The organism is Baekduia sp. Peel2402 (assembly GCF_052567285.1).
Genome location: NZ_CP199582.1, coordinates 915,245 through 937,254, shown reverse-complemented (window position 1 = coordinate 937,254; position 22,010 = coordinate 915,245). Strand labels below are relative to the sequence as shown.

Annotated in this window: 21 protein-coding genes; 10 read left to right on the top strand and 11 right to left on the bottom strand. The window is 70.9% G+C overall.

The window, feature by feature from the left end; genetic code table 11:
- Positions 1–18 precede the first annotated feature (18 nt).
- Positions 19–318 carry an STAS domain-containing protein gene (locus ACT01A_RS04620; protein WP_445151072.1) on the bottom strand — a complete coding sequence of 100 codons (300 nt, stop codon included), beginning with the start codon at positions 316–318 and terminating at the stop codon, positions 19–21.
- Positions 315–461, bottom strand: coding sequence for a hypothetical protein (locus ACT01A_RS04615; RefSeq protein WP_445151071.1), 147 nt, complete (start codon positions 459–461; stop codon positions 315–317). Before ACT01A_RS04615 ends, ACT01A_RS04620 begins: the two co-directional genes overlap by 4 nt.
- A gap of 138 nt (positions 462–599) precedes the next feature.
- On the opposite strand from ACT01A_RS04615, the gene ACT01A_RS04610 reads away from it, so the two are divergent.
- Entirely contained in the window at positions 600–1,328 is a 729-nt protein-coding gene (locus ACT01A_RS04610) for a Crp/Fnr family transcriptional regulator (RefSeq protein ID WP_445151070.1), read from the top strand.
- 922 nt (positions 1,329–2,250) lie between these two features.
- Here the strand turns inward: ACT01A_RS04610 and ACT01A_RS04605 are convergent.
- The 3 genes from ACT01A_RS04605 to ACT01A_RS04595 are packed head-to-tail and all read right to left on the bottom strand — an operon-like array spanning position 2,251 to position 3,473.
- Positions 2,251–2,568, bottom strand: coding sequence for a putative quinol monooxygenase (locus tag ACT01A_RS04605; RefSeq protein ID WP_445151069.1), 318 nt, complete (start codon positions 2,566–2,568; stop codon positions 2,251–2,253).
- A complete protein-coding gene (locus ACT01A_RS04600) occupies positions 2,565–3,017 on the bottom strand; it encodes a DUF6691 family protein (protein ID WP_445151068.1) in 453 nt (150 codons plus the stop codon). The genes ACT01A_RS04605 and ACT01A_RS04600 overlap by 4 nt, the downstream gene beginning before the upstream one ends.
- The gene (locus ACT01A_RS04595; protein WP_445151067.1) at positions 3,018–3,473 is read right to left on the bottom strand and encodes a YeeE/YedE family protein; all 456 of its coding nucleotides are present in this window, start codon (positions 3,471–3,473) and stop codon (positions 3,018–3,020) included. It lies immediately after the preceding gene.
- A gap of 69 nt (positions 3,474–3,542) precedes the next feature.
- Here ACT01A_RS04595 and ACT01A_RS04590 point away from each other — a divergent pair, with 69 nt between their 5' ends.
- Entirely contained in the window at positions 3,543–3,815 is a 273-nt protein-coding gene (locus ACT01A_RS04590; protein WP_445151066.1) for a glutathione S-transferase N-terminal domain-containing protein, read from the top strand.
- 10 nt (positions 3,816–3,825) lie between these two features.
- Here the strand turns inward: ACT01A_RS04590 and ACT01A_RS04585 are convergent, their stop codons facing one another.
- Positions 3,826–5,847: an amylo-alpha-1,6-glucosidase gene (locus ACT01A_RS04585; protein WP_445151065.1), complete on the bottom strand. Its 2,022-nt coding sequence runs from the start codon at positions 5,845–5,847 to the stop codon at positions 3,826–3,828.
- Positions 5,840–6,892: a glycosyltransferase family 4 protein gene (locus ACT01A_RS04580; RefSeq protein WP_445151064.1), complete on the bottom strand. Its 1,053-nt coding sequence runs from the start codon at positions 6,890–6,892 to the stop codon at positions 5,840–5,842. The genes ACT01A_RS04585 and ACT01A_RS04580 overlap by 8 nt, the downstream gene beginning before the upstream one ends.
- 246 nt (positions 6,893–7,138) lie before the next feature.
- Between ACT01A_RS04580 and ACT01A_RS04575 the strand changes: the two genes are divergently transcribed.
- Positions 7,139–9,328, top strand: a complete 2,190-nt coding sequence (locus ACT01A_RS04575) for an MMPL family transporter (RefSeq protein ID WP_445151063.1) — start codon at positions 7,139–7,141, stop codon at positions 9,326–9,328.
- On the opposite strand, the gene ACT01A_RS04570 is transcribed toward ACT01A_RS04575, so the two are convergent.
- Genes ACT01A_RS04570 through ACT01A_RS04555 form a run of 4 tightly spaced genes read right to left on the bottom strand, consistent with a single transcriptional unit; the run spans position 9,325 to position 13,080 of the window.
- The gene (locus ACT01A_RS04570) at positions 9,325–10,047 is read right to left on the bottom strand and encodes a hypothetical protein (RefSeq protein WP_445151062.1); all 723 of its coding nucleotides are present in this window, start codon (positions 10,045–10,047) and stop codon (positions 9,325–9,327) included. The genes ACT01A_RS04575 and ACT01A_RS04570 overlap by 4 nt on opposite strands.
- Positions 10,048–10,077: 30 nt before the next feature.
- Positions 10,078–11,382 carry a lipopolysaccharide biosynthesis protein gene (locus ACT01A_RS04565; RefSeq protein WP_445151061.1) on the bottom strand — a complete coding sequence of 435 codons (1,305 nt, stop codon included), beginning with the start codon at positions 11,380–11,382 and terminating at the stop codon, positions 10,078–10,080.
- 19 nt (positions 11,383–11,401) lie between these two features.
- Positions 11,402–12,037: a class I SAM-dependent methyltransferase gene (locus ACT01A_RS04560; RefSeq protein ID WP_445151060.1), complete on the bottom strand. Its 636-nt coding sequence runs from the start codon at positions 12,035–12,037 to the stop codon at positions 11,402–11,404.
- Positions 12,034–13,080 (bottom strand): glycosyltransferase family 2 protein, encoded by a 1,047-nt coding sequence (locus ACT01A_RS04555; protein ID WP_445151059.1) that lies wholly within the window; start codon positions 13,078–13,080, stop codon positions 12,034–12,036. The genes ACT01A_RS04560 and ACT01A_RS04555 overlap by 4 nt, the downstream gene beginning before the upstream one ends.
- A gap of 135 nt (positions 13,081–13,215) precedes the next feature.
- Between ACT01A_RS04555 and ACT01A_RS04550 the strand changes: the two genes are divergently transcribed.
- From ACT01A_RS04550 to ribH, 7 genes are all read left to right on the top strand, one after another.
- Positions 13,216–14,706 carry an ArnT family glycosyltransferase gene (locus tag ACT01A_RS04550; protein ID WP_445151058.1) on the top strand — a complete coding sequence of 497 codons (1,491 nt, stop codon included), beginning with the start codon at positions 13,216–13,218 and terminating at the stop codon, positions 14,704–14,706.
- Complete coding sequence (locus ACT01A_RS04545; RefSeq protein WP_445151057.1) at positions 14,693–16,216, top strand: hypothetical protein; 1,524 nt, start codon at positions 14,693–14,695, stop codon at positions 16,214–16,216. The genes ACT01A_RS04550 and ACT01A_RS04545 overlap by 14 nt, the downstream gene beginning before the upstream one ends.
- Complete coding sequence (locus ACT01A_RS04540; protein ID WP_445151056.1) at positions 16,203–18,002, top strand: ArnT family glycosyltransferase; 1,800 nt, start codon at positions 16,203–16,205, stop codon at positions 18,000–18,002. Before ACT01A_RS04545 ends, ACT01A_RS04540 begins: the two co-directional genes overlap by 14 nt.
- 495 nt (positions 18,003–18,497) lie before the next feature.
- Entirely contained in the window at positions 18,498–19,631 is a 1,134-nt protein-coding gene (ribD, locus tag ACT01A_RS04535) for a bifunctional diaminohydroxyphosphoribosylaminopyrimidine deaminase/5-amino-6-(5-phosphoribosylamino)uracil reductase RibD (protein ID WP_445151055.1), read from the top strand.
- Positions 19,632–20,234, top strand: a complete 603-nt coding sequence (locus ACT01A_RS04530; RefSeq protein WP_445151054.1) for a riboflavin synthase — start codon at positions 19,632–19,634, stop codon at positions 20,232–20,234.
- Entirely contained in the window at positions 20,231–21,556 is a 1,326-nt protein-coding gene (locus ACT01A_RS04525) for a bifunctional 3,4-dihydroxy-2-butanone-4-phosphate synthase/GTP cyclohydrolase II (RefSeq protein WP_445151053.1), read from the top strand. The genes ACT01A_RS04530 and ACT01A_RS04525 overlap by 4 nt, the downstream gene beginning before the upstream one ends.
- On the top strand, positions 21,553–21,990 hold the full coding sequence (gene ribH, locus ACT01A_RS04520; protein WP_445151052.1) for a 6,7-dimethyl-8-ribityllumazine synthase: 438 nt from the start codon (positions 21,553–21,555) through the stop codon (positions 21,988–21,990). Before ACT01A_RS04525 ends, ribH begins: the two co-directional genes overlap by 4 nt.
- The last annotated feature ends 20 nt before the right edge of the window (positions 21,991–22,010 follow it).

The following is a 22,010-nucleotide window of genomic DNA, read 5'->3' as shown; positions in this document are numbered from 1 at the left end:
GAGCTTAGGCGCCGGGCCTCACGGCCACCGCACGAACGGCAGTCGCCCCGCCAAGGACGCCGCCTCCACCACCGCCATGATCTCCAGCGATCCCGGCAGGATGCGGAGGTCGACCCCGGTGCGGTCGGCCGCGTCGGCGGCGGCGAGGAGCGTCCGCAGGCCGGTGGAGTCGATGAACGTCACCTCGTCGAGGTGGACGACGATGGACTCGGCGCCGCTGCGCAAGGCGGCGGCGAGCTGCCGGCCGGCGCTGGGCGCGCCGACCGGGTCGAGCTCTCCGGTCAGGACGACGTGCTCGACCGCCGTCACAGCCGTCACAGCCGGGCGCCGCCGCCGCCCCGGGCGCCGGTGAGGAAGACGATCAGGGCGAGGATCGCGACGGCGAACAGGATCGGGTGGACGATGGTGCCACCGGCGATGGCGATGACCAACAGGACGATTCCGACGATGAGCCAGAGCATGGCTGCGCTTGCCTCCTTGGGTTGGCGTATGGCTCCGGCACGCTAGGCACGGCCGCGCCGGTCTCCCAGCGGCGCCGTCGGAGCCTCGACGTCGGCATTCCGACGTCCGAATCCGCACATCCCGGGTACACAGCGGCCGTGGCACAGGACGTCATCTCCCTGCTGGACGCCGACCCGGACTTCGCCGACGGCCTCGACCTGGCGACCGCCGAGCGCGCCCGGATGGACGCGCGCACCCGCGTGCAGCGCCTCAGCCCCGGCGCGTGGGACGCCGCCGCGGCGATGGAGCCCGAGACCCACCACCGCGGGTTCCTGATCTACGAGGGCCTGCTGACGCGCGAGGTCGAGGTGCTGGGGCGCACCTGCTGCGAGCTGCTGGGCCCCGGCGACGTGATGCGTCCGTGGCAGTGGGATCCCGAGGGATCCCACGTCCAGGCCGAGGTCGGCTGGGAGGTCCTGGAGCCGACGCGGCTGGCGGTCCTCGACCACGCGCTCGTCCAGCGCCTGGCGCCTTATCCCCAGCTGGGCGTCGAGCTGTTCAGCCGCGGGATTCGTCGCGCGCACGCGCTGGCGGTCTCCCTGGCGATCTCCCACCACCAGCGCGTCGACGACCGGCTGCGCCTCACGCTCTGGCACCTCGCCGAGCGCTGGGGTCGCGTGACGCCCGAGGGCGTCGTCATCCCGCTGCCGCTCAACCACGAGCGGCTGGCGATGCTGGTCGGCGCGCACCGGCCGTCGGTGACGACGGCCATGGGCGACCTGGCGCGCGACGGCGCGGTGAGCCGCCGCGACGACGGCGCCTGGCTGCTCCACGGCACGCCGCCCGAGCGGTTGCGCCACCATCGCCTCGCGGCGGCGCTGACCTAGCGTCGCGCGCGAAGTCGCCGTCCTACAAGCCGGCGCCCCGAGGTGGCACGCGGCCACCCCGGAGCCGACGCCAAGGTGCCCTCAGGCAGTCCTGGTGATGATCGGGCCAAGCGACCCGCTCGTGACCGAGAACGTATGAGCCGTCATCTGGAGAGAGTCGTTGGAACCCATCGGGCATGAGTTGCCAGTCGTCTTTCCAAGGATCACGGATGGGTAAGTGATCTTGGCCGCTGTGAACCCGCTCCGGTTGTGGAGCGCGGCGCCTCCTGCCGACCCTTCGAAATGGCAGATCACAATTGGACCGATGCTCACGTGGCAAGTCCTGTCAAGGACCCCGTGCGAGATGCCGGGAGGCGTTGTAGTCATGCTCGTGACAGTCAATTGATCAGTGCAACGAAGACCAGCGGCCTGACCGGCGAGGAAGCATCCAGTGTAGGTCGTGGTCAAGGGGATGGGGTATGTCGCGCCTACGAGGCTCGCAGCCGCGGTGCCCGTCTGGTCGGCGCTCGAGCAAGCCAGGTTCACGCCAGTGGAGGTGAACGTGGAAGCCCCACCCGTTGCGGTGAACGCCGTATCACCCGTGTTGTGCCATGTGACCGCCCCTGAAGACGCTGACATCACCCCCAGCAGCGACGTCAGTGCTGTCAGCAGAATGACAAGACGCTTGAATCGGCTCATGACCGTCTCCTGATTCGTGGAGTTCCGCGCGCATAGACGCGCGAGGGCGAGACGAGCGCGTCACGTAGGACCAGCGCATGAGGTTCACTCCGGCGGTCCCTCCACCACGAACTGACGATCGAACCGCTCGCGCGCCCTTCCGGTGTCCGGCGGCTTACGAGCCGCGGATATGAGAATCGATCGATGGCACCAGCGCCAGAGCCGAAGCGGCAGGACGTGCCACCCGGCATGGGGTCGGCGTCGCCTACAACAAGCCCTTGCCCGTCGGCTCGCCGATCGGGATCGGCTCGGTGCGGACGATCGTCGGCGGGGCGGCGAGGAGCGGTCCGAGGTCGGTGAAGAGCTGCTTGAGGTGCGGGGTCTGGCCGTGCTCGGCGAGCGCCTCGGGCGAGGCCCACTTCTCGACGATGACGAAGTGGGCCGGGTTCTCGAGGTCGCGGTGCAAGGCGTAGGAGATGCAGCCGGCTTCGCCGTGGGTGGCGGTGATGGCGGTCTCGAGGACGGGGAGGGCGGTGTCGACCTGGTCGGGACGGACCTGGACGAGCGCGGTGACGACGATCATGCGGGCACCGTACCGAGCCCGCCCGCGGCGGTGGTCGTCGCGTCGCGCGCGGGCTCGGTCTCGACGGAGCGTGGCGCGCGCAGGAACCACCAGACGCCGCCGATCATCCCCGCGAAGGGGAAGATCGCCCACGGGATGCCCTGGCCGATCTGGGTGGCGATCGGGCCTGGGCAGGCGTTGGCGATGCCCCAGCCGAGGCCGAACAGCAGCGAGCCGACGATGTGGCGGCGCTCGACGCGCTCGCGCGGGAACGTGAAGCGCTCGCCGGCGCGGCGGCGCAGCAGCGCCTGGCCGAGCGCGGCGGTGGCCACGGCGGACGCGAACATGAAGAACAAGTAGCCCTCGTGGAAGAGCAGGGCGTCGCGGATCACGTTGGGCGACGACATCCCGGCCCAGGACAGCGTGACGCCGAAGACCAGCCCGATGAGCAACCCCTTCACCTTGGCCATCTAGATCACCGCCTCGATCGCGAAGCTCACGACGATCGCCGTCCCGAAGAACGTCGCGGTCGCGGCTAGGGACGCGGGGGAGATCAGCGAGTTCCCCGATAGCCCGTTGCCCGACGTGCACCCACCCGCGAGCTTCGCGCCGTAGCCGATCAGCACCCCGCTCACGAGCAGCAGCGCGGCGATCGCCACCGACGACGACACGTGCTCGGTCAGCCATCCGTAGCCGTGGAAGTCGGGACCTCCAGCGGCAACCGCGAACACGGTCCCGCCCAACACGACCCCGATCGCGAACCACCCGCGCCAGTCGAAGGCCAGCGACCGCGATGCGACGCGCCCGACGATCTCCGAGAAGCCGCCGGTCACGCCTAGACGCGCGTTGAACAGCGCGCGGCACGCGACCACGCACAACCCTAGAACGGGGCCGGCGACGAACCAGGGCAGTTGCGGATGGAGCATGCCTCAACGGTATCCGAGATTTCCCACAAGCCAAGTCCAGAAAGCGGACCGCCTGTAGGCTGCGCGGCAATGGCCGACAAGGTGATCCTGCACCGCTGCTCGTGGACGTTCCTCCACGTCGATCTCGACGCGTGCTGGCGCGTCCAGAAGGCCCTCGACGAGCAGGGCATCGAGTACGAGGTCGTCAAGCACGGCTTCGGCAAGGGCAAGCGCCCCGAGGTCGTCGCGCTCAGCGGCCAGAAGCTCCTGCCCGTCCTCGAGCTGCCCGACGGCACCGCCTACCGCGCCGAGTCCAAGGACATGGCCGCCAAGGTGCGCGCGGGCGAGCTCGGCGGCGCCTAGCCGTCGGCGGTCAGACCGGGATGCGCTCGCGGTGCAGCGTCGCCGTGGACGACGTTCCCGGAACGCCGGTGGCGGGCAGCGCCGCGGTCGACGGCGCGTGGCCGGGCTCGAGGCCCAGCAGCGTCGTCAGCAGCAGCAAGGGCGCGCCTGCGGCCCAGGCTTGTGGCCGCGACGCCGTCGGGAACGCGACCGGCACGCCGGTGACCTCCGCGGGGTAGCCGGCGAAGACCTCGGGCAGCCGATGCTCGAAGTACGGCGCCGCGCTGAGGATCGCTCCGCCGATCTGCCCGGCGGCGTCGTCCAGCCCGTAGCGCGCGAGACCGGCGACGATCAGCGAGTTCTCGTGCGGCCACACGGTTCCGGTGTGGTAGCCGAGCGGGTTGTAGCCGCCCTCGCGGCAGCCGAGCGTCCGCACGCCCCAGCCGGAGGACAGCTCCTCCCCGAGCAGGCGGTCGGCCGTCACCGCGGCCTCCTCCGCGCTCAGCAGCCCCGACCAGAGCAGGTGCCCGATGTTGGAGGTCAGCGCGTCGACCTGCCGCTTGTCGCCGTCCAGCGCCAGGGCGTGGCAGCCGCGCTCGGGGATCCAGAAGTCCTGCCGCACGCGGTCGCGCAGCGCGTCAGCTTGCGCGTCGAGACGCCGCGCCAGCTCGGGATCGTCCCAGACCTCGCGCGCCAGCCGCGCGCAGCGGCGCCGCGCGTCGTAGACGTAGCCCTGGATCTCGCACGTGGCGATGGGACCCTGCGCGAGCGTCCCGTCGGCGAACTGCATCGAGTCCCAGCTGTCCTTCCAACACTGGTTCAGCAGCCCGGACTCGGCGTTGCGCCGCGAGTACTCCACGTAGCCGTCGCCGTCGATGTCGCCGCTGTCGTCGATCCAGGACAGCGCGGCTCGGGCGTGTGGCTCGAGCGCGCGGACGAGCGCGGCGTCGCCGGTCCAGCGGTGGTACTCGTCGAGCAACACCAGGAACAACGGCGTGGCGTCCGCGCTGCCGAAGTAGGGCGAGTGCGGACGGCGCCCGTCCGCGGTCAGCTCGCCGAAGCGCAGCTCGTGCAGGATCTTGCCGGGCTCCTGCTCGTGGAAGTCGTCGCGGGTCGTCGCCTGGCGCGCGGCGAGGACGCGCAGGGTCGTCGCCGCGAGCTCGGGCAGGTAGGGCAGCGCCTGGTAGCTGGTGAGGATGCTGTCGCGGCCGAAGAGCGCCATGAACCACGGCAGGCCCGCGGCCGGCAGCGTCGCGGCCTCGCCGAGGTCCGGATGCAGGCGCAGGGCGGCGAGGTCGGTGAGGCTGGCCCGGTAGGTGCGCGCGAGCGCGGCGTCGTCGGTCTCCAGCGCCGGGGCCTGCGCCAGCCAGGCCTCCAACTCCATGGTCTTGGTCGTGTACTGCGCCTCGAGGCTCCCGCGCGCGGCCGTCCGGTCCACGAAGCGGGCGCCCGGCTGGCGCGCACGGGGCGTGAGCGTGAACGTCGCGGTCCAGCTCTCACCAGGGGCGAGCATCAAGGTGTAGGCCAAGCCGCCGCCCACGTGACGCGCCGGCGGATCGGAGCAGATCGTGACCGCGCGCTCGAAGCCGCCGTGCGCGTAGCTGAGCGTCAGCGACCCTTTGGCCTCGTCCTGGTGCCAGGTGATGTCGCGGTCGGCGTCGACGCCGTCCTTGACCTCGAAGAGGTCCGCGAAGTCGGTGTCGACGACGAGCCGCACCGCGATCTCGCTGGTCTCGTGGCGGTGGCTGACGATCGTCACCTGCTCGGTCCAGACCTGATCCAGCAGCCGCCGGCGCATGACCGAGTACGGCGCCTCCGCGCTGGGATCGACGATGTCCGGGGTCAGGAAGAACTGCGCCAGGAAGTGCGATCGCTGGTCGAGCCCGAGCAAGGTCAGCGGCGTGCTGTCGACCCGGAGCTCCCAGTGCGACACGAAGCGCGTGTCGTCGGAGAAGAACCCGTGCTCGCGCCCGCCGCCGCGACGCACGTCGCCGTTGCGGTCGCCGACGACGAACGTGCTGCCCTCCAGGACGCTGACCGTGCGCTCAGCCATCGGCGCCGGCCGGGACGAGCGGGCGTGCGGCGACCGAGGTGTACAACTCGACATAGTCCGCGGCGATGACGGCGGCGTCGCAGTGCTCGACGACCCAGGTACGGCAGGCGCGAGGCGAGAGCGACTCCAGGCGGGGCACCGCGGCGGCCATCTCATCCTCGTCGGCGACCAGGAAGCCGGTGACGCCGTCGACCACGATCTCGGGCGCGGCGCCCTCGTCGAACGCGATCACGGGCGTCCCGGACGCCAGCGCCTCGATCATCACCATGCCGAACGGCTCCGACCAGCGGATCGGCATCAGCAGGCCGCGCGCGCCGGCGAACAGCGCGAGCTTGGCGGCGCCGCCGATCTCCCCGACGAAGCGCACGCGCTTGCCGTCGAGGTGCGGGGCGATCTCGGCGGCGAAGAACGCCTCCTGGCCGGCCTGGACGATGCCGGCGAGAACGAGCGGGACGCCGGCCGCGCGGGCCACGGCGATCGCGCGGTGCGGGCCCTTCTCGGCGTTGATGCGCCCGACCCAGAGCAGGTAGTCGTCCTTGACCTCGCGCAGCGGCCAGGCCGCGACGTCGACCGGGTTGCGGATGATCGCGTCGGCCACCACATCGACCGGTGCGGACCGCAGCTGCGCGGCGCTGATCGCGACCAGCGCGGCCTTGTGCCCGTGGCCGGAGTAGAACGCCGCCGTCCCGGCGTCGAACGGCCCGTGCAGGGTGTGCACGAAGGGCACGTCGAGGCGGTCGGCCAGCGCCAGCGCGGTGAAGCCTGAGTGGTCGTGGACGACGTCGAAGGCCCCGAGGCCTTCGTGCGGCTCGATGGCGGCGAAGGCGCGGGCGACGTGGTCGGACTCATACAGCGCTCGCTCGATCTCGTGCGGGTGGACCGTCCCGAGCAGCGTCTCGACGCGTGCCGACGACACCGACCCCGGAGCGCAGAAGAGCGTCACGTCGTGACCGAGCGCGACGAGCGCCTCGGTGAGCGCGCTGACGACCGACTCCACGCCCCCGTAGCCAGTAGGCGGGACGGTGATCCACGGCGGCGCGAGCATGGCGATGCGCAGCGGCTCCGGTGGCAGCGGGCGAAGCGACGACGTAGGAGTGATGCCGTCCCGCCGCACCGAACGCGACGAGGGGCTTGGGCTGGTGGTTCGGGTCATGCGACCCTTCCGCGTTGAGCGCCCGGTTGCCCTTCACCCTATCGGGTCCTCTAAGCGGTTTCGGGGCCGGAGTATGCTCGGACGACGCTGACCCGCGGCACCGCCGGTGCCCGGAGAGCGACGCTGGGGAAAGGCCTCATGAGCGATCCGACGGGCACGACGGGCGCGGGGCGGCTCGGACGGTTGGCGCTGTTCACGGCGCGGCATCGCCGGGCGGTGATCGGGTTCTGGGTCTTGTCGACCCTGTTCGGCGGCTTCGCGGCCGGGCAGCTCTCCTCGCGCTGGTACCAGAGCCTCGCGGTGCCGGGGCAGCCGGCCTACGAGGCCAGTCAGCGGACGCTGGAGGCGCTTGGCGTTGGCGTCCGCCCGCCGAGCGTCGTCGTCTTCCACAGCCGCGGCGACGCGACGCGAGACGCGGCGATCGAGCCGGCGATGCGGCGCGCCGCCGCCACCATGCCGGGTGCCCGGACGAGCTCGTACTTCTCGACCCGCAGCGACATGTACGTGTCGAAGGACCGGCACACGACCTTCATGCAGGTCTATCCGCCGGGCCCGGGCGGCCTGGACCAGCTGAGCGGCGCGGAGGCGATGCGCGCCGGGGCAGCGCGCGGCCTCCCGGCCGGGACCACCGTCAACGTGACAGGACACGACCCGCTGAGCGAGGCGAGCACCGAAGGCCAGGGCGGCGGGTCCGGCGTCTTGGTGGAGGCGTTGATCGGCGGCGTCGGCGCGCTGGTGATCCTGCTGTTCGTGTTCGGGACGCTGCCGGCGGTGCTGATGCCGATCGCCGTCGCGATCGCCGCGATCCTCAACACCTTCACGTTGGTGTGGGGGCTGACCTACGTCACCGACGTCTCGATCATCGTGCAGTTCCTCATCGCCTTGGTCGGCCTCGGCGTTGCCATCGACTACGCGTTGTTGATGATCTTCCGCTTCCGCGACGAGCTGCGGGAAGGCAATGACGTGGACTCGGCGCTGGTCGAGACGATGACCCACGCCGGGCGCTCGGTGATCGTCTCGGGCTCGACCGTGGCGATCGGGCTGCTGGCGATGGTCGCGCTGCCGCTGCCGCTGTTGCGCTCGATGGGCCTGGGCGGGCTGCTGATCCCCGTCGTCTCCGTGCTCGCGTCGCTGACCCTCCTGCCGGCGATACTCGCGGTGCTCGGCGAGCGGATCAACAGCGTCCGGGTAATGCCCAAGCGGCTGATCGACCACGGCCATCCCGAGGACGGGGCCTGGGGACGCTGGGCGCGCTTCGTGCTGCGGCGCCCCGTCGTGGTCGGCGGGGCCGGCCTGGCGATCGTCCTGGTGCTGGCCGGGCTGGGCACGCAGCTGAACCCCAACGAGGCGCAGCTGAAGAACTTCCCGGGCGCCGGCACGGCGATCGCCGGGCGCCAGATGCTCGCCGACGCTCAGATCACCCCGGGCGTCATGAAGCCGTTGAACGTCCTGGTCGAGGGCGGCCAGAGCGCTGAGGCGGCGGCCGCCCGGATGCGCGCCGTCCCGGGCGTGGTGGCCGCGAGCGCGCCGCCGACCTGGCGCAGCGGGCCTGACGCGCTGGTCGAGGCGTTCCCCGCGATCGACGGCGCCGCGCCCGGCATCCAGCGGATCGTCGACGACTCGCGTGCGGCCCTGTCCGGCACCGGCGGGACGCTGACCGGGATCGCGGCGGTCGACCGCGACTTCCTGCACGCGCTGTTCGGGAGCTTCCCCTACGTGTTGGCCGGCGTGCTGCTGTTGACGCTGATCCTGCTCGCGCGAGCGTTCCGCTCGCTGGTCCTGGCGATCAAGGCGGTGGTGTTGAACCTGCTCTCGCTCGCCGCCGCCTTCGGGGTCGTCGTCTTCGTCTTCCAGCAGGGCCACGGCTCCGGACTCTGGGACATCGCCGCGACCGAATCGGTGGTTGCGTGGATCCCGGTGATGATCTTCGCGTTCCTGTTCGGGCTCTCGATGGACTACGAGGTGTTCATGCTCTCGCGGATGCGCGAGGCCTACGACGAGACCGGCGACACGGACAAGGCGATCGAGCTCGGCCTCGCCCGCACCGGCAAGCTCGTGACCAGCGCGGCGTTGATCCTGATGTTCGCGTTCTTGGTGCTCTCGACCAGCCCCGGCTATGAGATCAAGCCGCTGGCGATCGGGCTGGCGGCCGGGATCATCCTCGACGCCACGGTGATCCGCGCCTTGCTCGTGCCGGCGCTGATGCGCCTGCTCGGCGACGCGAACTGGTGGATGCCGCGGTGGACGAGCGCCGTGCTGCGCCTACCGCGCCCGGAGCCGATTCCGGTCCCGGTCGCGGAGGTCGTGCCCGAGGCGCCGGCGGCCTAGCCGCAGAACGGCCGTTCCCAGCCGCCCCACCAGGCGACGCCGACGCGGGTGTCGGGAGCGCTGGCGTCCGGCGCCAGCGTGAGGCGGTACTCCTCGGCGCCGCCGCACTCGTCGCCGTCGCCGGAGTTCGGCGTCACGTCGAGCTTCACGGTGCGGCCGAGGTCGGTGGGGGTGAGGCCGGTGAAGCGGCCGACGAGCACGAGCTTGCCGGCGGCGACAGGAGGCGCGGGGAGCGTGCCGATCGCCGTCGGCGCGTCCTGCGGCGAGCGCTGGGCCATGACGACCGTGCCGTCCTTGGTCACCCAGCCGCCGACCGTGCCGTAGACGAACATGCGCTGCGTCCGCGCCTCGGCCGACACGCCGGCGCGCGCGCCCAGCAGCCAGCGCGAGCCGTCCTCGGCGTTGGCCGCGTAGACGCGGTCGCCGACGACCTTGCCGGACTTCGTCAGCGGCACCGACCAGACCGCGTCGCTGCCGTTCCACGCGACCTTGCCGCCGGTCCGCCACGGCCCGAGCCGCTTCTGGTTGGGCTTGCGGCCGTAGACCGTCGTGCACGCGTAGAGCGACCCGCTCGCGTGCCAGACGCGACCGACGTTGGTCTTGGCCAAGGTGTTGGCCTTCGCCGGACAGGTCTTGGACGACGCCGCGTCGGCGCCGGGGACGACCAGCAGGGCGAGGGTCGCGGCCGTCGCCAGAGCGGGGAGGAAGGTGCGTCGCATGCCTGGAGAACGGCGCCCGGGGCCGCCGGGTTACGGGCGGTTCGTGAGATCTGCGTGAGAGCCGGCGGGCCGCCGGTACAGCCCGTACAACAACGCGCACAGCAGCGCCGCGGCGCCCGCGTAGCCGACCTCGGCCCGCACCAGCTCGTCGCCGACGACCGGCACGACCATCCACACCACGAACAGCACCGCGGCGACGAGCCACGCGGCGGCGGCCTGATGGGCGCGGCCGCGGGCCAATGCCGCCTGGTTGAGCGTGCCCGCGGTCAGGTGCAGGCCCATGCCGACGGCGATCACCGCCAACCCGACGCGGCCGTAGTCGCCCTGGTCGAAAACGATCGACATGACCCATGGGCCGATCGCGAGCAGCCCGATCGCGCAGACCGCGGCGAACGCGGCGATCGCGAGGATCGTCTTGCGGATGGCGTCCGCGAACGCCTCGTGGCCGGAGGAGGCTTCGAGACCCGCGAGGTGGGGCAGCAGCGACGTCTGCACCGCCTGGAAGAGCTGCAACGGCGCGCGCGCGACCATCAGCGCGCTGAAGACGATGCCGGCGGTCGTGGAGTTGGGCACCAACAACACGGCGGCGTTCAGGAGCGTCTGCTCGGCGAGCTGGATCGCCGCGACCGACCCGGCGAAGCTCGCCGAGTCCTTCAACTCGCCCGCGTCGCGCTCGACACCCGACGAGGCAGCGGCCTCGTGGCGGCCCAGCGCCCACGGGATGACCAGCAGCGACGCGATCGGCGCGGCCAGGATGCCCAGCGCGACCGCCGTCTCGCCCGACGCGATCCCCACCGCAACCGCCACCGGGAAGCAGAACCGCGACAGCGACTCGAACAGCACCAGCCCGCCGTAGAGCCCGAACCACTGGTGTCCCGCGAAGTAGCCGCGCGCGAAGTACGACGCCGCGTAGGCCAGCGCCGCGCCGATCAAGATCCAGTACAACGACGACTGCCCGTCGAAGAGCCCGTCCTCGATCGGGCCTCTCAAAGCCAGCGCCACCACCAGGAACCCCAGCGCGAACGCGCCCTGGATCAGCGCCGGCGTGCGCAGCGGATGGCCGGCGGTGATGCCGCGCGCGCGGCGGTCGGCGATCGTCCGCGACAGCAGCTGCTCCACCGGGCGGTAGATCACGCACATGATCACGAACAGCAACGACCACAACAACGACACGCGGCCGTAGTCGTCGTCGTCGAGGACGTGGCCGGCGACGCCGAAGTAGGCGAACGTGAACAGGCCGGTCGCGGCGATCCCGACCGACAGGATCTTCGCGCCCGACCCGTAGGACTTCTCGCCGCCCGTGGCGCCGGCGTCGCCCTCGGCGGACGCCGGCATCAGGTCCGGGTCGGTCCCGCTAGGCGCCAACGCGGACCAGCAGCATGGTCCACGGGAACGGCGAGCGCGCCTCGACCACGGTGCCGTGCTGGGACAGCAGCTTGACGAACGACCGCTTGGACCAGTGGTTCAGGTGCCCCGGCGTGTTGCCGAGGTCCTTCCAGTACGCGCCGCGGGCCATGTTCAGCCCGCGCCACAGCGGCTCGCGCGGAACGCTGACCAGCAGCCACTTCGACGCGATCCGCGCCATCTCGGCGACGGTGTGGGCCGGGTCCGGCACGTGCTCCAGGACTTCGATCGCCGTCGCGACCTCGAACTCGTTCTCGGCGAACGGCAGGTTCTCGGCCTTCATGACCACGTACTGCAAGTTCGGGTGCTGGCGGCCCTTCCAGGCCTCGTGCAGCTGCGGGTCGTCCAGGTCCAGCCCGACGATCCGCTCCACGCCCGGCTTCTGCGCCCAGTTGTAGGTGTGGACGCCCTCGCCGCAGCCCACGTCGAGCAGCGTCGTCGGCGCGGCCTGCGCGAACAGCTCCTCGAGGTTGCGCTCGAAGCCCGCCTGCAAACGCCGCGCCACCGGGTTGGTGGTGCCGTACTTGTCGTACGTGTTGCCGGTGACGGTGCCTTCAGAGTCGACGGTGACGGTGGTCGGGGTCATAGCTTCAGAGCCTCTCGTTCTTCGGTGCGGCCGGCCTGGGCGCCCGTCGTGGCCGGTTGGCCGGTCTCGGTGGCGCCGGGCTCGTAGTGCGACGGCGGGACCTTGAGCTGCAGCTCGATGCGGCGCACGCGCTCGAAGATCCGCTGGGACATGATGCGCTGCGAGTAGAGCAGGTCGCCGATGATGCCCAGGACGCCGACGACGACCGCGGCGTTGAACAGCACCGCGCCGAGGATCAACGACTGGACGTGGCCAGCGCCCTCGCCGTCGACGTAGGCGATGAAGAACCGGATCCACGGGATCAGCGCCAGCACGAACAGGACCAGCGCCATCCGCGTGAAGACCTTCAGCGGCTCGTACTGGGTGTAGATCCGCGAGATCGCCACGGCGTTGCGGCGCACGTAGGACGACATCGACGGGAACAGCCGCGACTCGCGCGTCTTCGGGTTGGTCGCGATCGCGACGTGGTCCGTGGCGACCAGCAGCTTGCCCGCCTGGATGATCGTCTCCAGCGTGTACGTGTACTTGGAGACGACCGCCATCTGGATCGCGGCTTCGCGGTTGTAGGCGCGGAAGCCGGAGGTCGTGTCGGGCACGTCGGTCTCCGACGCTTGGCGCACGACCCACGAGCCGAGCTTCTGCAGCCGCTTCTTCAGCGGCGAGAAGTGCTCGATCGAGTCGGTCTCGCGGTCGCCGACGACCATGTCGGCGCGGCCGGCGACGATCGGCTCGACGAGCTTCGGGATGTCGTGACCCGAGTACTGGTTGTCAGCGTCGGTGTTGACGACCACGTCCGCGCCGAGCTTCAGCGCGGCGTCAAGGCCCGCCTGGAACGCCGCGGCGAGGCCCTTGTTGTTCGTCAACTTGACGATGTGGTGCACGCCGTTGGCGCGCGCGACCTCGATCGTCCGGTCAGTGCTGCCGTCGTCGATGACGAGCACTTCGACCGTGTCGAAGCCCGGGACCTCACGGGGGAGGTCTGCCAGCGTCGCGGGCAGCGTCTCCTCCTCGTTGAGGCAGGGGATCTGGATGATGAGCTTCATAGGCAGAGGGGTGGGGACGGCGCGCGAAGGGAGGGAAGCGTGCCGTACACTCGCGGCCCCAGTATCTCAGAGGTTCTGGACGGTTGCGGTCGCCCCCAACATGTCCTAACCGGAGCCGCTGGGCCTCGACTCCGCATGGAGAGCAGCACGCTCCTCACCTCGCCGCGGCTGCGCGCCGTGCCGGAGCGCGTGTACGCACGCGCCGGCTTCGCCCTGCTCTGCGCCGGGGCCCTCATCGGGTACCTGGTGTACCCGACATATCCCAATTACGACAGCGCGTACTCGCTGATCTGGGGTCGGGAGCTGGTTGACGGGATCCTGCCGAGCTTCGACGCCTACCGCGCGCCGACCCAGCACCCGCTGGCGGTCGTGGTCGGAGCGGTGCTGTCGCTGCTCGGCGAGGACGCGGCGCCGCGCGCCTGGCTGCTGCTGTCCGTGGCGTCGTTCTGCCTCCTGGTCGCGGGCGTCTACCGGCTCGGCCGCGCCGCATTTGGGCCGTGGGTCGGGCTCGTGGCCGCGCTGCTGGTGTGCAGCCGCCTGGACTACGCGTTCCTGGCCGCGCGCGGCTACATCGACGTCGCCTACCTGGCGCTGGTCGCTTGGGCCGCGGCGCGAGAGACCGAGACGCCGCGGGCCGGCAAGCCCGTCTGGATCCTGCTGACGCTCGCGGGCCTGCTGCGTCCGGAGGCGTGGATCCTGCTCGGCCTGTACTGGCTGTGGATGGCGTGGCCGCCCGCCGCGCGCCGCGACGTCCGCTCCCGCGTTCGCACTGCGCTTGTCGCCGCAATCGCGCCGGTCCTCTGGGTCCTCTCCGACCTCATCGCCACCGGCGACCCGCTCTTCTCGCTGAACCACACGTCGTCGCTCGCCAACGACCTCCAGCGCACCAAGCCCGCCTCCGAAGCGCCCTCGTTCGCGATCCACTCGCTGAACGGGACGCTCAAGTGGCCGGTTCTGATCGGCGCGGTCCTGGGCATCGCCCTCGCCGCCCGGTTCGCGCCGCGCCGGGCCGCGGTGCTCGGCGCGATCACCGCCTCCGGCCTGTTCACCTTCGGCGCCATCGCCGCCGCCGGCCTCAGCGTCATCGACCGCTACCTGGCGATCACCGCGGTCGGCCTGATCGTCTTCGCCGCCTTCGCCATCGCGGGCTTCACGGTGCTGCCGCCCGGTCACCCCGCCTACCGGGCGTGGATCGTGGGCGCCGCGGTCGTCGCGGTCGGTGGCGCCGCGTTTACGGCCACGCACCTTCATCCTGGGTACATCGACCGCGAGCTGACCACCCGCCGCGAGCTGCGCCAGGAGCTGGCGCGCCTCGCCAAGACGCCGGCCTTCACGCTGGCCCGCCGCTGCGGCGTCGTCAGCGTGCCCAACCACAAGCTGATCCCTGACGTCCGCTGGATCCTTCACGCTGACGAGGACCAGGTGCGCGCCCGCACCGACCTCGACGACTTCGGCCAGCAGACCAAGGGCGTACAGGTCTTCGTGACCGGCCCGACGATGCTCACGAACTCGACCTACGGCCCATTCGTCCCCGGCTCGCGCGACGATGCACGGATTCAGGTCCCCGGCCCCGGCTTGCGCCAGATTGACCGCACCGAGCACTTCCTCGCCTATGCCGCCTGCTGAGGCCGCCGCGCCGACGGGTGGGCGGGCCCCATCCCAGAGCGCCCTCGCGCGCCTGGCGGCTGTGCCGTGGCCGGCGCTGGCGCTGGCCGCGCTGGCGATCGCCACGTTCGTCGGCTTCCTGCTCTACCCGACCTATCCGAACTACGACAGCTACTACTCGCTGCTCTGGGGCCGGGAGATCCTGCACGGCCACAAGCCGAGCTTCGACGGCTACCGGACGCCGACCGAGCACCCGCTGGCGGTCGCCTTCGGCGCGGCGCTGTCGCTGCTCGGGCGCGGCGGCGACCGCGTCATGGTCTTCTGCACCGAGGCGTCGTTCGTCGTGCTGTGCGCCGGGATCTACAAGCTGGCGCGGACCGCGTTCACGCCGCTGGTCGGCCTCGCCGCCGCCGGCATCCTCTGCACGCGCTTCGACTTCCCGTTCCTGGCCGCACGCGCCTACATCGACATCCCGTACCTGGCGTTCGTGGTCTGGGCCGCCGCGCTGGAGCTGTCGCGGCCACGGCGGGGCGGGATCGTCTGGGTCCTGCTCGCCTGCGCCGGGCTGCTGCGCCCCGAGGCGTGGCTGATCATCGGCCTGTACTTCCTGTGGATGTGCAGCGGCGAGCTCGGGCCGGGGCATCCGCCGCGCGAGCGCCTGATCCGCTGGGCCAAGTACGCAACCTGGGCGGCGATCGGCCCGTTCATCTGGGTGGTGCTCGACTTCGTCGTCACCGGCGACCCGATGTTCTCGCTGAACCACACCTCCGGCCTGGCTGAGGAGCTGGGGCGCACCAAGGGCCTGGCCGAGGTCCCGGACTCGATGCGCCGGTTCTTCCTCAACCTGGCCAAGGCGCCGGTGCTCTACGCGGCGATCGCGGGCTTCCTCGCGGCGCTGTGGCTGGCGCCGCGGCGGGTGATCATGCCCGGGGTCCTGTGGCTGATCGGCACCGGCACGTTCGTGCTCGTCGGCATCGCCGGGCTGAGCGTCATCGACCGCTACCTGCTGGTCCCGACGCTGATGGTGATGGTCTTCGCCGCGTTCGTGCTCGGCGGCTGGACGATCCTGCGGCCGGGGATGCTCGTGCGCCGGATCTGGGCGGTCGCGGCGGTCGCGGTCATCGCCTACGGCGTGCTCTTCACCGCCACCAAGGTCAACTTCCACAACTTCGACTCCGAGCTGACGCTGCGCGGCAACTCGCACCGGTCGCTGGTCGAGCTGTTGGATCGCCCGGACGTCAAGGCGGCGATCGCGCGCAAGTGCGGGCCGGTCTCGACGCCGAACCACAAGCTCGTGCCCGACACGCGCTGGATCGCGAACGGCAGCGCGAGCGAGGTCGTCGCGCGCGCTGATCCGGACCAGAAGGCGCGCGTGGCCAAGGGCGGCGTGTCGATCTTCGTCGTCGACCGCGGCGCGCTGCTGCGACAGGCGCTGGTGGCCGACACCGACGACCCGCTCGACAACGTCCCGCTGCCCGGCTACACGAAGGTCGCGTCGACGGGCTACTACGCGGCCTATGTCAACTGCTGAGGCCGGCGCCGTGGCGCTCGACGACGCCCCGGTGCACGAGGACGCCGCGGAGCGCGCCGTGCGCCGCGAGCGCCGGCGTGAGCGCCTGCGCTGGGCGCCGTGGGTCGCGCTGCTGTTGTTGTTGTCGTTCGTGCTGCGCGTGTGGGGCGCCAAGCAAGGGCTGCCGTACGCCTACAACGCGGACGAGAACGCGCACTTCGTACCCAAGGCCATTGGGTTGTTCGGGCATTCGTGGAACCCGGACTACTTCGTCAACCCGCCGGCTTACACGTACCTGCTGCACGTCGTCTTCGCGGTCTGGTTCGGCGGGCGCGAGGGCGTCTCGGCGTCCTACGCGGCCGACCCGACCGAGGTCTTCTACGTCGCGCGCCTGGTCTCGGCGGCGTGCGGGACGATCGCGGTCTGGCTGCTGTACCTGGCCGGGACCAAGCTCTTCAACGACCGCCGCGTCGGCTTCCTGGCAGCCGGGCTGCTCGGCGTCGGCTTCCTGCCGGTCTTCTACTCGCACCTGGCGTTGAATGACGTCCCGACGCTGGCGCCGATCTGCCTGGCGCTGTACGGCACGGCCGGGATCGTCCGCCAGGGGCGGCTGGGTGACTTCCTGCTGGCGGGCGCGGGCGTCGGGCTGGCGTGCTCGACGAAGTACACCGGCGGGATCACCGTGCTGCCGGTGCTCGCCGCCGGGTTGGGGTGGCTGGTCGGTCGGCGCAAGCTGCGCGTGTCCACGGTGGTTGGCGGTCTGTTCCTCGCCGCCGTCATCGCCGCGGTCACGTTCTTCGTCACCAACCCCTACGCGTTGCTCGACTACAGCGCGTTCAGCGACGGGCTCAACCACCAGACGACGGTCGCCGACGACGCGCTCGGCAAGCTCGGGCTGACCGAGGACAACGGGCTGGCCTACTACCTCTGGACGATCACGTGGGGGCTGGGGTGGATCCCGGCGGTCGCGGCGGCGATCGGCGTCGTGGTCACCGCGCGCGACAACTGGAAGATCGCCGCGGTGCTTGTGCCCGCGCCGGTGCTGTTCTTGTTGTTCATGGGCACGCAGGAGCGCTTCTTCGGGCGCTGGCTGATGCCGGTCTTCCCGATGATCTGCCTGCTGGCGGCCTACGCGATGGCGCGCGCGGCGGGGGCGATCGGCAAGCGGCGGCCGGTCCTGGCGCCGTCGATGCTCGTGATCGTCGCCGCGCTGCTGTGCGGCCAAGGGCTGATCTACTCGCTGCACATCGGGCAAGTGCTCTCGCGCGACGACACGCGCAACCTCGCCCGCGCCTGGATGGTCAAGCACGTCCCGCCGAAGACGAAGATCGTCGTCGAGCCCGTCGTGCCCGACGCGTGGGCGTCCGACGTCGGCCACCCCTCGCCGCTGACCGCCAACGGCTACCGCTGGGTGAAGTTCCCGACCTCGCGCTCGATGATCGCCAACGACGGCTCCGAGCTGCCACCGCCCGGGCGCATCGTCAACATCGAGGACTACGAGCGGACCCTGTATCCGGGCTTGATCGACAAGTACGAGGAGCAGGGCTACTGCTGGGTCGTCGTCGGCTCGACGCAGCGCGGGCGGGCCGAGGTCGAGCCAGACGCGGTGCCGCGGGCGCTGGCGTATTACAAGGAGCTCGAACGCCGGGCGGACACGGCGTACGTGGCCTCGCCGTATCGCGATGGGGCGGGGCCGGTGGACTTCAACTTCGACTGGTCGTTTGACTTCTACCCGCTGGCGTACCACCGGCCGGGGCCGACGATGTGGATTTACCACTTGCGCGGGGGGCAGTGCGCGTCGGGCTGAAGTTGCCGGGCGCGTGGTGTTGGTGGCGTTCAGTTCGGGGCGTTGAGGGTGGTGCGGGGCGTTGGAGAGGGGCGGCGAGGGAGTGAGAGCGCTGTTGCGTGGCGACCGCTTGGTGTCGTCCTCGGGCGTTGTCGTGGGCGCGGGGAGGGCGATTCGGGGCCGAAAGGGTCGATCCGGGTCGTCTAATGGTCGATATACGACGCTTATTCGACCCGGATCCTGGTGGTGCTCCATAAGGGCCGTTTTCGCGATGCGGGTCGCGTTAGCCGGAATAGTTCCGGTCAACGCGACCCGGATCGCTCTTTCGGCCCCGAACGCTCCCCCCGAGCCCGGGAGGCGGCCCGAGGACGACCGAAGACGGTCTCCACGCCAACCCGGCTTCACTCCCTCGCCGCCCCTCTCCAACGCCCCGCGCCACCCTCAACGCTCGCACTGAACGCCACAAGCGCCAGCGCCCGGCCGACCACCGCGCCCGCGCCCTATCCTCCATTAGTGGTGCAGCGGACCGAGACCGACCACACCCATCTCTCGCGCGCGATCGACCTCGCGGCGCGGGGCCGTGGGCGCGTGCATCCCAACCCCGTGGTCGGGGCGGTGGTCGTCAAGGACGGGCAGGTCGTCGGCGAGGGCTGGCATGCCGAGTACGGCGGGTCACACGCTGAGGTCAACGCGATCGCGGCCTGCAACGGCGCGGATCTGAGCGGCGCGACGATCTACGTGTCGCTGGAGCCGTGCTGCCATCAGGGCAAGACCGGGCCGTGCACCGAGGCGATCCTGGAGGCCGGGATCACCCGCGTGGTCGTCGCCGCCGACGATCCGACCGAGAAGGCCAGCGGCCGCGGTCTGGGAATTCTTCGCGACGAGGGCGTGACCGTGGACGTCGCTGGCGGCGAGCTCGCCGCGCGCGCTCGTCTGGCCAATCAGGCCTTCCGTAAGCACGCGCGGACCGGGCGGCCGTGGGTGCTGTTCAAGTCCGCGATGACGCTCGACGGCAAGGTCGCCACGCGTACCGGCGACTCGAAGTGGATCTCTTCTGACGCGTCGCGGGCGCTCGCGCACAAGTGGCGCGCGTCGGTCGACGCGGTCGTCGTCGGGATCGGCACCGCCTTGGCCGACGACCCGCAGCTGACCGCGCGCATCGAAGAGGATCCCGACGAGCCCGCGTTGCGCCAGCCGCGCCGGGTGGTCTTCGACGCGACCGGCCGCCTGCCGCTGGACTCCAAGCTCGTTCAGCAGGCGCCCGAGATCCCGCTCACCGTCGTGGTCTCCCGCGCCGCGCCGCGCAGCACGACCGACGGCCTGGCCAACGCTGGGGCCGACGTCATCGTCGCTACCGGCGAGAACGAGCCCGCCCGCGTGCGCTCCGCGCTGGACCAGCTCGGCGAGAGCGGCATCCACGCGATCCTGCTGGAAGGCGGCCCGCACCTGGCGGGCGCGTTCCTGGACGCGGGGGAGATCGACGAGGTCCGGCTCTTCCTGGCCCCGCTGCTGCTCGGCGGCTCCAAGGCCCGCGACCCACTGGAGGGCGAGGGCGTGGAGAAGATCTCCGAGGCCCTGCGTGCGCTGACGCTCGACTGCGAGCGGGTGGCCGACGACGTGTTGATCAGCGCGCGGTTGAGGGAGTGGTGAATGTTCACCGGACTTGTTGAGGATCTCGGTCGCGTCGCCGCGGTCGAGAGCAACGGCGACGGCGCGGTCGTGTGGGTCGAGTCGAGCCTGGCGCCGCAGGTCGGCGAGGGCGACAGCGTCGCCGTCAACGGCGTCTGCCTGACCGCCACGCGCATCGAGGGCGACCGCTTCGCCTTCGACGTCATGTTGGAGTCCTTGCGTCGCTCGTCGCTCGGCGCGCTGGACGCGGGCTCCACGGTCAACCTGGAGCTGGCCCTGCGCGCCGACGCGCGCCTGGGCGGCCACATCATGCAGGGCCATGTCGATGGCGTTGGCACGGTCAGCGGGATGGCCGAAGACGGCTTCTCGCGCGTCGTGACGATCGACGCCGGGCCCGAGTTGTTGAAGTACGTGGTGGAGAAGGGCTCGATCGCCGTCGACGGCGTCAGCCTGACCGTCTCGCGGGTGGACGACACGTCGTTTGACGTGTCCTTGATCCCCGAGACGCTTGAGAGGACCAACCTGGGCGGCATGACTGTGACCCGCCCACCCCGCACCGTCAACTTGGAGGTCGACGTCGTGGCCAAGTACGTGGAGAAGCTCGTGGGGGCGCACACGCGATGAAGGCCTCCTCACAGGACGCAGTGGCCCGCGACGAGGTCCAGTTCTCGACCATCGACGAGGCGCTGGAGGACATCGCCGCCGGCAAGATGATCGTCGTCGTCGACGACGAGGACCGCGAGAACGAGGGCGACCTCGTCATGGCGGCGGAGTTCACGACCGCCGACGACATCAACTTCATGACGCGCCAGGCGGGCGGCTGGATCTGCCTGACGCTGACGCCCGACCGCTGCGAGGAGCTCGGCCTCGAGCTGATGGCCCTCAAGAACGAGTCCGCGCACGAGACGCCGTTCACGGTCACGATCGAGGCCCGCGAGGGCGTCACGACCGGCATCTCGACCGCCGACCAGGCGACGACGATCCGCACCGCCGTCGACCCTCAGAAGGGCAAGGCGGACATCGTGGTCCCCGGCCACGTGCACCCGCTGAAGGCGCGCGAGGGCGGCGTGCTGGAGCGCACGGGGCACACGGAGGCCTCGGTCGACCTGGCGCGGCTGGCAGGCCTTACGCCTGCGGGCGTCATCTGCGAGGTGCAGAACGAGGACGGCTCGATGGCGCGCGTCGGCGACCTCGCCGCCTACTGCCACAAGCACGGCTTCAAGATGATCACGATCGCCGACCTGATCGCCTACCGGCGGCGGCACGACAAGCTCGTGGAGCGCGTGGTCTCGACGTCGATGCCGACCGGCTTCGGCAACTTCACGGTCTTCGGCTACCGGTCGCTGGTCGACGACAAGCACCACGTCGCGATGGTCAAGGGCGACGTCGCTGGCAAGGAGGACGTGCTGGTCCGCGTGCACTCCGAGTGCCTGACGGGCGACGTCTTCCACTCGCTGCGCTGCGACTGCGGCGAGCAGCTGGAGAGCGCGCTGTCGATGATCGAGTCCGAGGGCGAGGGCGTGTTGCTGTACTTGGCCCAGGAGGGCCGCGGCATCGGCCTGCTGAACAAGCTTAAGGCCTACAAGTTGCAGGAGGAGGGCTACGACACGGTCGACGCCAACCTCGAGCTGGGCCTGCCCGCCGACCTGCGCGACTACGGCATCGGCGCCCAGATCCTCGCGGACCTGGGGTTGAGCTCGATCCGGATCCTCACCAACAACCCAAAGAAGATCCGCGGCCTGGAGGGCTACGGCCTGCGGGTCTCCGACCAGATCCCGATCGCGCACGCGCCCAACCCGCACAACGAGGGCTACCTGCGGACCAAGGCCGAGCGGATGGGGCATACGCTGCACCACCAGGGCCTGCCGCTCGACGAGCAGATGATCCACGACGAGCACGTCCACGACGCTGAGGCCCGCGCGAGCGACGAGGAGAACCAGGCGTGAGGGTCGCGATCGTTGTCGCCCGCTTTTACGAGGACCTCGCCGACCGCCTCATCTCCGGCGCCCGCGGCGTCCTGGAAGAGGCCGGCATCACCGACGTCGACGTGTTCGACGTCCCCGGCGCCTATGAGCTGCCGCTGGCCGCCAAGTACGCCGCCGAGAGCGGCCGTTACGCCGGCGTCGTCTGCCTCGGCGCGGTCATCCGCGGCGAGACCTCGCACTACGACTACGTCTGCGGCGAGTCCGCCCGCGGCATCCAGGACGTCCAGCTCTCCACCGGCGTCCCCTGCTCCTTCGGCGTGCTGACGGTCGACAACCTCCAGCAGGCCCTCTCCCGCTCCGGCGGCGACAAGCGCGACTCCGGCCGCCACGCCGCCGAGGCTGTCCTGGCGCTGCTGAAGATCAAGCGGGATCTCGCGGGCGCCGCGGCGTCGTAGCCGCTCTTGTCACGTGCTGG

What these genes read in the sequence shown, in the direction of transcription:
- ACT01A_RS04615 (WP_445151071.1), bottom strand. Translation starts at nt 461, where the DNA reads ATGCTCTGGCTCATCGTCGGAATCGTCCTGTTGGTCATCGCCATCGCC.
- ACT01A_RS04605 (WP_445151069.1), bottom strand. Translation starts at nt 2,568, where the DNA reads ATGATCGTCGTCACCGCGCTCGTCCAGGTCCGTCCCGACCAGGTCGAC.
- ACT01A_RS04600 (WP_445151068.1), bottom strand. Translation starts at nt 3,017, where the DNA reads ATGGCCAAGGTGAAGGGGTTGCTCATCGGGCTGGTCTTCGGCGTCACG.
- ACT01A_RS04595 (WP_445151067.1), bottom strand. Translation starts at nt 3,473, where the DNA reads ATGCTCCATCCGCAACTGCCCTGGTTCGTCGCCGGCCCCGTTCTAGGG.
- ACT01A_RS04590 (WP_445151066.1), top strand. Translation starts at nt 3,543, where the DNA reads ATGGCCGACAAGGTGATCCTGCACCGCTGCTCGTGGACGTTCCTCCAC.
- ACT01A_RS04585 (WP_445151065.1), bottom strand. Translation starts at nt 5,847, where the DNA reads ATGGCTGAGCGCACGGTCAGCGTCCTGGAGGGCAGCACGTTCGTCGTC.
- ACT01A_RS04580 (WP_445151064.1), bottom strand. Translation starts at nt 6,892, where the DNA reads ATGCTCGCGCCGCCGTGGATCACCGTCCCGCCTACTGGCTACGGGGGC.
- ACT01A_RS04575 (WP_445151063.1), top strand. Translation starts at nt 7,139, where the DNA reads ATGAGCGATCCGACGGGCACGACGGGCGCGGGGCGGCTCGGACGGTTG.
- ACT01A_RS04570 (WP_445151062.1), bottom strand. Translation starts at nt 10,047, where the DNA reads ATGCGACGCACCTTCCTCCCCGCTCTGGCGACGGCCGCGACCCTCGCC.
- ACT01A_RS04565 (WP_445151061.1), bottom strand. Translation starts at nt 11,382, where the DNA reads ATGCCGGCGTCCGCCGAGGGCGACGCCGGCGCCACGGGCGGCGAGAAG.
- ACT01A_RS04560 (WP_445151060.1), bottom strand. Translation starts at nt 12,037, where the DNA reads ATGACCCCGACCACCGTCACCGTCGACTCTGAAGGCACCGTCACCGGC.
- ACT01A_RS04555 (WP_445151059.1), bottom strand. Translation starts at nt 13,080, where the DNA reads ATGAAGCTCATCATCCAGATCCCCTGCCTCAACGAGGAGGAGACGCTG.
- ACT01A_RS04550 (WP_445151058.1), top strand. Translation starts at nt 13,216, where the DNA reads ATGGAGAGCAGCACGCTCCTCACCTCGCCGCGGCTGCGCGCCGTGCCG.
- ACT01A_RS04545 (WP_445151057.1), top strand. Translation starts at nt 14,693, where the DNA reads ATGCCGCCTGCTGAGGCCGCCGCGCCGACGGGTGGGCGGGCCCCATCC.
- ACT01A_RS04540 (WP_445151056.1), top strand. Translation starts at nt 16,203, where the DNA reads ATGTCAACTGCTGAGGCCGGCGCCGTGGCGCTCGACGACGCCCCGGTG.
- ACT01A_RS04530 (WP_445151054.1), top strand. Translation starts at nt 19,632, where the DNA reads ATGTTCACCGGACTTGTTGAGGATCTCGGTCGCGTCGCCGCGGTCGAG.
- ACT01A_RS04525 (WP_445151053.1), top strand. Translation starts at nt 20,231, where the DNA reads ATGAAGGCCTCCTCACAGGACGCAGTGGCCCGCGACGAGGTCCAGTTC.